Source organism: Vibrio sp. Vb1337 (assembly GCF_033338715.1).
In the GTDB taxonomy this organism is placed as follows: Bacteria; Pseudomonadota; Gammaproteobacteria; order Enterobacterales; family Vibrionaceae; genus Vibrio; species Vibrio alginolyticus.
The window spans coordinates 1-9,657 of sequence record NZ_JAWOTD010000040.1 but is presented as its reverse complement, the minus strand read 5'-3'; the positions used below and the strand labels follow the sequence as shown (position 1 = coordinate 9,657).

The 9,657-nt window shown below is 43.0% G+C and carries 10 protein-coding genes; 8 read left to right on the top strand and 2 right to left on the bottom strand.

Going from position 1 to position 9,657, the window contains the following annotated elements; translation table 11 throughout:
• Window positions 1–75 precede the first annotated feature (75 nt).
• From R7E42_RS23440 to rplY, 5 genes are all read left to right on the top strand, one after another.
• Window positions 76–1,827, top strand: coding sequence for a DEAD/DEAH box helicase (locus R7E42_RS23440; RefSeq protein ID WP_065274390.1), 1,752 nt, complete (start codon window positions 76–78; stop codon window positions 1,825–1,827).
• Between the two features lie 155 nt (window positions 1,828–1,982).
• Entirely contained in the window at window positions 1,983–2,348 is a 366-nt protein-coding gene (locus tag R7E42_RS23435; protein ID WP_372036143.1) for a PepSY domain-containing protein, read from the top strand.
• 76 nt (window positions 2,349–2,424) lie between these two features.
• A complete protein-coding gene (locus R7E42_RS23430; protein WP_005378073.1) occupies window positions 2,425–3,084 on the top strand; it encodes a response regulator transcription factor in 660 nt (219 codons plus the stop codon).
• Entirely contained in the window at window positions 3,074–4,423 is a 1,350-nt protein-coding gene (locus R7E42_RS23425; protein WP_005378071.1) for an ATP-binding protein, read from the top strand. The genes R7E42_RS23430 and R7E42_RS23425 overlap by 11 nt, the downstream gene beginning before the upstream one ends.
• Before the next feature lie 284 nt (window positions 4,424–4,707).
• Window positions 4,708–4,986 (top strand): 50S ribosomal protein L25, encoded by a 279-nt coding sequence (gene rplY, locus R7E42_RS23420; RefSeq protein ID WP_005378066.1) that lies wholly within the window; start codon window positions 4,708–4,710, stop codon window positions 4,984–4,986.
• Between the two features lie 147 nt (window positions 4,987–5,133).
• Here the strand turns inward: rplY and R7E42_RS23415 are convergent, their stop codons facing one another.
• Complete coding sequence (locus R7E42_RS23415) at window positions 5,134–5,649, bottom strand: GNAT family N-acetyltransferase (RefSeq protein WP_033905116.1); 516 nt, start codon at window positions 5,647–5,649, stop codon at window positions 5,134–5,136.
• 752 nt (window positions 5,650–6,401) lie between these two features.
• On the opposite strand from R7E42_RS23415, the gene ushA reads away from it, so the two are divergent.
• Together ushA and R7E42_RS23405 are read left to right on the top strand one after the other, a co-directional pair.
• Window positions 6,402–8,090 carry a bifunctional UDP-sugar hydrolase/5'-nucleotidase UshA gene (ushA, locus tag R7E42_RS23410; RefSeq protein WP_005378064.1) on the top strand — a complete coding sequence of 563 codons (1,689 nt, stop codon included), beginning with the start codon at window positions 6,402–6,404 and terminating at the stop codon, window positions 8,088–8,090.
• Between the two features lie 415 nt (window positions 8,091–8,505).
• Window positions 8,506–8,727, top strand: coding sequence for a hypothetical protein (locus R7E42_RS23405; protein WP_005386686.1), 222 nt, complete (start codon window positions 8,506–8,508; stop codon window positions 8,725–8,727).
• Between the two features lie 135 nt (window positions 8,728–8,862).
• Here the strand turns inward: R7E42_RS23405 and R7E42_RS23400 are convergent, their stop codons facing one another.
• Complete coding sequence (locus tag R7E42_RS23400; RefSeq protein WP_005378062.1) at window positions 8,863–9,111, bottom strand: DUF1289 domain-containing protein; 249 nt, start codon at window positions 9,109–9,111, stop codon at window positions 8,863–8,865.
• Between the two features lie 184 nt (window positions 9,112–9,295).
• Here R7E42_RS23400 and R7E42_RS23395 point away from each other — a divergent pair.
• Window positions 9,296–9,657 (top strand): META domain-containing protein (locus tag R7E42_RS23395; protein WP_318073029.1); only part of this gene is annotated, 362 nt, incomplete at its 3' end.

Below are 9,657 nucleotides of genomic sequence, written 5' to 3'. Positions count from 1 at the left end.
AAAGGTCACTTGGGTATAAAAGTCAGGTATTATAGCGTTCCTCGTTCGAATAGTTGAGCAATTTCACATATTTTCATGTACACACTTCGTCCTTATCAAGCCGACTCGGTTAAAGCCGTTATTCATTACTTTCGTAAACACTCGACACCAGCAGTGATCGTGCTGCCAACCGGTGCAGGAAAAAGCTTGGTGATCGCAGAACTTGCTCGCCTTGCGAAAGGACGAGTGTTAGTCCTCGCCCACGTAAAAGAACTGGTCGAGCAAAACCACGCAAAGTATGAAGGTTATGGTTTAAAAGGTTCCATCTTCTCAGCAGGATTGGGACGAAAAGAAACTGACCAGCAAGTCGTGTTTGCTTCGGTTCAATCGGTCGTACGTAACTTAGATTCGTTCAAAAACCAGTTTTCTCTGCTCGTTATTGATGAGTGCCATCGTGTGCCAGATGACAAAAACAGCAGCTACCAAAAAGTTATTACTCACTTACGAGAACTGAACCCTGGCATTAAGGTGCTGGGACTAACTGCAACGCCCTATCGTTTAGGAATGGGCTGGATTTATCAGTATCACACCCGAGGTCAAGTGCGAACCGAAGAGCCTCGATTCTTCCGCGATTGTATTTTCGAACTGCCGATCCGTTACTTGCTCGACGAAAACTTCCTCACTCCAGCCCGCATGATGGATGCGCCCGTTTTGTCTTACGACTTCTCTCAGCTGAAGCCCGCTAACACCGGACGCTACAAAGAAGCAGAAATGGACATGGTGATCGATAAAGCCAAACGTGCGACTCCACAAATTGTTGAGCAAATCATGCAATATGCGAAAGAGCGTCAAGGTGTCATGATCTTCGCTGCAACTGTTCGACACGCACAGGAGATACACGGTTTATTGCCAGAAGGCGAAACTGAAATCGTCATTGGTGATACACCTACGCCGGAGCGCGATGCGATCATCCAAGCGTTCAAGAATCGTCAAATAAAATACTTGGTCAATGTATCGGTACTGACAACCGGTTTTGATGCGCCGCATGTCGATTTAATCGCGATTTTGCGACCAACAGAGTCAGTCAGTCTGTACCAGCAGATAGTAGGACGAGGATTACGCTTATCAGACGGAAAATCAGAATGTTTAGTGCTTGATTACGCAGGCAACAGCTACGATTTATACCAACCTGAAGTCGGTGATCCAAAACCAGACTCTGACAGTGAAATTATCACGATTCCTTGCCCGGCTTGCGGATTCAATAACAACTTCTGGGGTAAATTGGATAGTAACGGTTTCTTGGTTGAACACTTTGGCAGACGTTGCCAAGGTTACTTTGAAGATGAAGACACAGGCGAACGTGAACACTGTGGCTACCGTTTTCGTGCCAAATACTGTGGTGAATGTGGTGCGGACAACGATATCGCTGCACGAATTTGTCATGAGTGTGACGCGACGCTCGTTGACCCAGATAAAAAGCTAAAAGAAGCCCTTAATCTCAAAGATGCATTAATCTTTGAATGCACAGAAATGGACCTATCTGTATTTAAGTCCAGTGATGGTAAATCTCAGCTAAAAGTGACGTATTCTGGTGAACCATACCAAGGCGAAGGCAATGCGTTAGTTCATGAGTTTTGGTCATTGAGTACCAAAAAACAAAAACAAACGTTTAAAGATCAGTTCGTACGCCCCCACTTAGCAGACAAGCATCGCCCTTTTGAAGAGGCTTCACCGACACGCGTTGTCGCTAATCAACATCGTTTCCGTTTGCCTCAGTTTGTTATTGCTAGAAAATCTGGTCGCTTTTGGAAGCTGCGAGATAAAATTTTTGAAGATGAGTTGAAATAACATCCACAACACATGGCAAAACTTAATTAGCTGATTCACTCTCTGTTCATCTATATCCGATATACTGCGGCTAACGCTCCAGAAAAGGTTTGACTATGTATAAAGCAACGACTTCTCTACATTCTGCGTTACTTTTCGGCCTTATTGCGACATTCATGTGTGCACCAAGTTTTGCCAAGCATGACAACGAGTACACATCACAAAATGGCCACGCCATCGTGCAAGATGTCGAAAAGCCAGGAACACGCATCGAGTTCGATGAAGATCAAGATGAGGTCTACCGCGCGGTTCAACAAGGATATATACGACCATTTTCGGAACTTTACGCCGCAGTAGAAAACGACCTATACGGCCGCATCATCAAGGTCGAGCTTGAAGAAGATGATGATGCTTGGGTGTATGAATTGAAAATTCTGTACAACAATAGCGTCCTGAAAGTTGAGTACGACGCCGCCACGCTGGAAATGCTTGAGATCAAAGGTCGCAGCTTTAACAAAGCGTTAAAGCCGCAAAACAACTAAACTTGTCTAATGCGTAATCCAGACGCGATGCGTAGCTTACTTCGATAAAAATCCAAACATAATAAGAATCATCAATATGAAAATACTTGTTGTTGAAGATGATCCTCGTTTAGGCGAGCAAATCATCGAAACATTAGAAAGTACCGGCTGGGTACCAGAATTGTCCCAAGATGGCATAGACGCTCTGTATCGCGCGACCTCGGAAGAATGGGACGCCATTGTTCTCGACCTCGGGTTGCCAAAACTGGATGGTCTTACCGTCCTAAAAGGCATCAGAGATGAAAACATTAATACTCCTGTCGTGATTTTAAGCGCTCGCGACACCCTAACGCAGCGAGTTGAAGGCTTAAACGCAGGTGCAGACGATTACCTAACTAAACCATTTGAAATGGTTGAGCTTATCGCTCGTATTCGTGCACAGCTTCGAAGAGCCTCTGGTAATGCCTCTCCTGTGATGCAAATTGGCGACTTGAGCTTGGATACACGCACTTCTAAAGTCATGTGGCAAGGGCAAGCGGTAAGCTTGACGGCGCTAGAGTATAAAGTGGTCGCTTACTTTATGCATAACCCGGAAAAAGTGATTTCTCGAACCGAACTCGTCGAGCACATTTACAAACAAGACTTTGATCGTGACTCCAACACAATCGAAGTTTTTATCGGCCGAATTCGCAAAAAAATCGCACCAAAGATCATCAAAACTGTCCGAGGGTTGGGATACCAATTAAATGCCGAATAGAAACAGGCTACCGTTGAACGCAATAAAACGACTGAGTATCAAAAGTCGCCTCGTTTTAGCGGCGATCGTTTGGTTAACGGCAATGATCCTCGCCGCTGGTGTGACGATACCGACGCAGGTCTACAACTATATGGTTGATGACACTCGCTCACAGCTCAGCATTTTTATGGATGAAGTCGCAGCACAGTTAGAAGTCGATAACACCGGGCATCTTTCACTCGCAGCTCAGCTATCAGACCCTCGATTTAACCGACCTTACAGTGGTTTGTATTGGAGTGCCTCTACAGAGGCAAGCCTCGAACGTTCTCGTTCTTTGTGGGACAAAAAAATCGAATACAAAGGTTTGGATAAAGATGCGTATGGAGCAAGAGGCGAAAAACTAATTACGCTAGAAAAAGCGCTGTATCTTCCTGATTACGATGGTCCTATTCACATTATTATTGGTATTGACGAAGAGCCCATTAAAAATACCCTTCAGACGTTAATCGGCCAACTTTGGCTTATTTTGGGTTTATTATTCGCGGGCGTGCTTACCGTCATTTTACTGCAAATTGCTTGGTCATTGAGTCCGCTTACAAAGCTACAAAAAGAATTAGCCGAGCTGAAGTCTGGTAATAAAAAGAGTCTAGAAGAAACCTACCCAAAAGAGATTTCTCCTCTAATCTTCGACCTCAACGCTCTGCTGTTCCATTACCAAGAATTACTAGAGAGAGCTCGCAATCATGCAGGTAACCTATCTCATGCACTTAAAACGCCACTTTCTGTTCTAAAAAATGAAGTTCAGACGTTAGAACCTGAGGCACAATCCCGTCTCCGAGCTCCAATCAATCAAATACAAGACCATATCGATTACCATTTGGGTCGTGCCCGTATGGCCGGATCGATGAACATATTATCAGTGAAGTCGAACCCAGCAGATCGTGTGGATGCTATCTCAATGGCGTTTGATAAAGTGTATGCGAGCCGAAGCATTACCTTAATTAATGAACTTGATTCAGAGCTGAATGTAGCAGTAGAGCAGACCGATCTCGATGAAATGCTAGGTAACTTGCTAGAAAATGGCTATAAGTGGGCCAACAGCATGATTCGTGTGCACTCCTCTCAGGATAAGGAAAATATACACATCATTATTGAAGATGATGGGCCAGGCATCCCTAAAGAGAAACTGAGTCAAGTAATCAAGAGAGGAGTTAGATTGGATGAAACAACCCCTGGCTCAGGTCTTGGTCTAAACATAGTCAGTGAAATGGCACACAGTTACCGAGGTCAATTAACATTGGATACAAGCGCTTTAGGTGGATTAAAAGCATCTTTAGTCTTACATCTCAGCCGAACATAAAGCATATAACACATAAACTTTGTTTTTCGGACCATGATCAGTAAACCGATGAAAATGAAGTCGATGTGAACAAAATCCAAGCAAAGCGTTAAAAGGGATAGCCTTCCACCCCGCTAAATCATACCTTTTTGTTGATTTGGATACGATTTGGGTTGCCCATTTATAAGTGGAATGATAGTATCCGCGCTCGCTTGAACAGTTCCTGTTTCAAGCTTTACCACGAACAACAAGGTCGCATTGTTGATTGTGAACATTTGATTTTTACTAATTTGAGAGTAAATACTATGAAATTCGAAGCAGTAGTACGTACTGAACTAGGTAAAGGTGCGAGCCGCCGCCTACGTCACGCTGGCAAATTCCCTGCAGTTGTATACGGCGGTGAAGAAGCAGCAGTAGCTATCGTTCTTAACCACGACGACATCGTAAACCAAATGGACAAGCCTGAATTCTACGAAGGCATCGTTCTAGTTATCGATGGCAAAGAAGTTAAAGTTAAGCCACAAGACGTTCAACGTCACGCGTTCAAGCCAAAAGTTGAACACATGGACTTCATCCGTATCTAATTCCCTACCAAGGAATTAATCGGATTAAATCCAAACCTTTTGCATAAAAGATAATCGGACTTACCAACCGAGACATCTACAAAATTTCAAAACCCCGGAGTCTTACCACCTCCGGGGTTTTACTATATTTGGCATATAGCATTTGATTTATGAACGGGCAATATACTTCACTAAAGTGAGATCGGTCAGCGTCATACTCTCAATCACTTCCGACTCTTCCTCTCCAGTACGCACAAAACCACACTTCTTGTAAAAGTTAAGCCCCTGTTGATTAGTATCCAGTGCTTTCAAACTGATCTGCATAACTGACGTAGAGAGCAAACGTGTCTCTAACTCATCTAACAGTGCACTTCCTGCTCCTTGCCCATAATGTAGCGGCGTAACGTAGCAACATGTCACTAATGCCGTTTTATCTTCGCTGGTGTGGTTAGGTAACTCGTAACTTAAAAAGCCAACAATTTCTCCTTGCCTCTCAACTACGATCAATTGGGCCAGTTGCTCCGTCATCACTCGCGCCCACATCCTTTCTCGACGCTCAATCGTAAACTGCTCTATGTAGCTCTTTGGCATTAATCCTTTATACGCCACCTGCCAAGAATCAACGTGTATCTTGGCGATTTGGGCTACCTCCTTTTTGAGTGCGTCCCTTACTGTGTATCTCATAAGCATCCTTTCTTAGCGTTCACCACTTACAAATTCTTTTAACCCTACCCTTTAAACCAAAGCTCAAAGATAACAGCTATAGTCGCAACGCTTTACATTAATCCATTTCATTTTCATTAATTAAATGATAGTTCACATCATAATATTCGAAGAAGAACGGTCCATTATTTACTTTTCATTTTGACTCATTAGGTTGAACCTATTTGTTTAAACACTCGAGTGTCAAATGCGGAATAAGCACGATAAGGTATCGGATGAGGATAAATAAACGATGCTTAAAGCATAAGATTTCTAAACGATCGCAATTATAGTAAAGTGATAAATACAATTTTTGATAGAGTTAGGCAGAATAAAGCCATGATCAAATGAGTTTAAGTTCTGTGCTGTTCATTATGCATACAAACCGCCACCCCTCATCATTAGAGCGAAAATTTATAACGATTTGTGTCATGCCTATTAGGAAAAACATAAACTTGGCAAAATAATCACCAAAATCAGTGTAATACTTCGCAAAAATGCGCACTGACTCACACAAACAACACACATTCAATTAACTACCTCACAAAAAATAGAGCTAGCGATATAAAATAAATACTAAATACCAATTCTGTTTATTTATAGACGTAGTTTGCAGGCTTATTAATTCATTTCTCCGATAGAAGTATAAATAAGAGATAGATCACTAAAGTTTCACATTAATTCCGTATATTTCACGCCGTAACAATAACAAAATCACAAAGAAAGGATCCCTTATGAAGTTTTCCAAATCTCTTTTGGTAGTGGCAGTGGGCGCTGCGCTAGCAGGATGCGGCTCAGACAGCGACAATTCTCCAGTAACCTGCGAGACTGCAGATTCTTGTACTAAGTTCACCGTTCTCCACACTAACGATAACCATGGTCGCTTTTGGCATAACAGCGACGGCGAATACGGCATGGCTGCGCGTCACACTTTAATCGAATCTATCCGCGCAGAAGTCGAAGCAAAAGGCGGTGAAACCATTCTGCTATCTGGCGGTGATATTAATACCGGTGTACCAGAATCAGACATGCAAGATGCGGTTCCAGACTTCGTAGGGATGAACCTACTTGGTTACGATGCAATGGCTGTCGGTAACCACGAATTTGATAACTCACTAGATATTCTCGATATGCAGGCCGAGCTAGCTGACTTCCCTATGCTGGCTGCGAATATCTATAAAAAAGATACAAACGAGCGTTACTTCGACCCTTACAAAGTATTTACTATCAACGGCCTTAAGATCGCTGTTATTGGTCTAACAACGCAAGACACTGCGAAGCTAGTCAATCCAGACAACGTATCAAACATCCACTTCGAAGACCCTCAAGTAGAAATCAAAAAGGTACTGAAGGAAATCGAAGAGAACGAAAAGGTAGACCTAGTATTTGCAACGACGCACATGGGTCACTACGAAGATGGTAAAAACGGTAGTGAAGCACCAGGTGACGTGAAACTCGCTCGCTCTCTTGAAGAAGGACAGCTAAACGCTATCATCGGTGGTCACTCACAAAACCCTGTATGTATGGAACCAGGTACCAATGAGTATGCTGATTTCAAACCTGGGGATGATTGTGCCCCAGACCAACAAAAAGGCACTTGGATTATGCAAGCGCATGAGTGGGGTAAATATGTGGGTCGTGCTGACTTCGAATACTACGACGGCAAGCTTCACTTAGCGAACTACGCACTGATTCCTGTAAACCTTCTAGACGAAAACGATGAAGTTATCGGTGAACGAATTCAACAAGATGCAACAGTAAAAGCGTTACTACTGCCATACCAACAACAAGGTCAAGAGTTATTAGATGAGAAGATTTCTAATACGACGGGTAAGTTAGAAGGTGATCGTAACGTAGTTCGCTCTCAACAAACTAACCTAGGTCACCTACTCGGTGAGGCATACCGTACTTACAAAACGGTAAATGCTGACTTTGGTGTGATGAACTCTGGCGGCGTGCGTGATTCAATCCAAGATGGTGATATCACTTACCGTGACGTATTAACGGTTCAGCCATTTGGTAACTTCGTGACTAAAGCAACTATGACAGGTAAAGAAGTTAAAGAATACCTAGACGTGGTTGCGACGAAATCTGCAGGCTCTGGTGCTTACGCTCAACTAGATAACATCACTTTAGATGTAAATTGTGATGCTGGCTCAGTAACCATTACCGATATTAACAATAAAGGCTTCGATCTAGACGCAACGTACACATTCTCTGTAATCAGCTTCAGTGCTGCTGGTGGCGATAACTATCCAATCATCGATGTTCAATCTACACAGCTAACCGATGCATACGTTTTGCGCGAGTTCTTCGTAAACAACCCACAAATCTCTGCGGATAACTACAACAAGAACTTAGAGAACATCAAATACTTCAGTAATGGCCAACCAGTAAAAGGTTGTCCTGCAACTGGTAGCTAATACTCAACACCTTACCCCTGGCGCCAAGAGCTTTTACAAGCAATTTCGTCAGGGCTTTCCTTAAAACCGAAGCTTTGTGCTTCGGTTTTTTATTTTCGATAAATTACTGAAAACTCTCCACCTTCACAATATGTTCAAAAATTGTTCATTTGTGTTATTGACGCCCCTGTGTTGGGCTTCTATGTTTGATAAGGTCTTTTAAATATGCAGGTTCATCGGCTAAATTTCGCGAAACATTTTCAATCGCACAGTCAATGATTCTGAGAAAGATGTGAATGGCGTTACAAACACTGCTCTCAAACAATTTGTCTTTGGACTTCAAACGATGGTGATGTGCCTCCACGTGCACACTAATGAGCAGCGCTCTGGACGTCAATGTGTTCAAACTGCTGCCATCGAGTTCTGGAGGTCAAAAATGAAACGAGCCAGCAATAGCTACAGACTCCAAATGATCAAAGAAGTAGTTACCCGTAGAGAGCGTGAAGCTTGTACGGATCCTATGGCGAGATACATTCATCAACTCATGGATGAACGCCCAACAAGTAAATTAGATGTTGAATTCAATCATCGATTTTCAGGAAATCACTTCGACGAACAAGCGGGAGGCTGGGTTAGCGACCGTTGGTCGATGAAATAACGCCAATTACCGCTTTATAGGGAAAATGGATAGGAGATTCCCGGTTCTTAAAGGACACCTTGCCGGACCGGGAATATGTAAAAGCCTAATCAGAACCGAAAGCGAAGGCGTAACCCCACAGACTGAACAAGAGTTCTAGAATAAGTCTTGTTGAGGCGATGACTCATCTTGAAGCTGTTCTGGCTTCGTCTTCCCTGCCAACATCTTTCTTCTGTACCTTTGACGACACAACTTAATAACGTGCAACTGCTGAGCGGGGGTTAAGTTAAGCCAATTAAACCTTTCCTCTCTCTTTCTCATACACCCCTTGCAATACCCTTTTTCATCGGAGGTACATACTCCAACACAAGGGCTTGGGACAGTAAAAAACTCCAGTTGCTCCATACTAAAACCGCTCTTTCCATATTAGGGCGTATTGGCCTAGTTTAAATAATGAGAAGATTAGTCAGCAACAAAACTTGCTATATACTTCGTTATGTCAAAAACATACGAAACCATAACCTTATGCTGACAAAAACAGTGTTTTATTACTTATACTTACCGCGTTTATAAAAACGGAGTCTATAAAATGAAGCTTAGCCTAAAAACGTTAGTTACAGCAATCTCTCTCCCTGTTCTTATGACTGCTTGTGCTAGCAACGGTGATGATGTGAAAGAAATAACGGCTCAAGATTTGCAGCACCACAACTGGGAACTTGTTCAAGTTGATGGCAAAAATATCGTTCTAGACGAACACCAAAAAGCGGCTCGCCTAGAAATCGGTGAAAATCTAACCGCAAACGGCAACGCAGGTTGTAACAACTTCTTCGGTCAAGCCGAGCTGAAAAACAACCAACTACGCATCGAAAAAATGGGCATGACCATGAAGATGTGTATGGAAGATCAAATGAAGATCGAAAACGCAATGACACAAACACTATCTAACTGGAG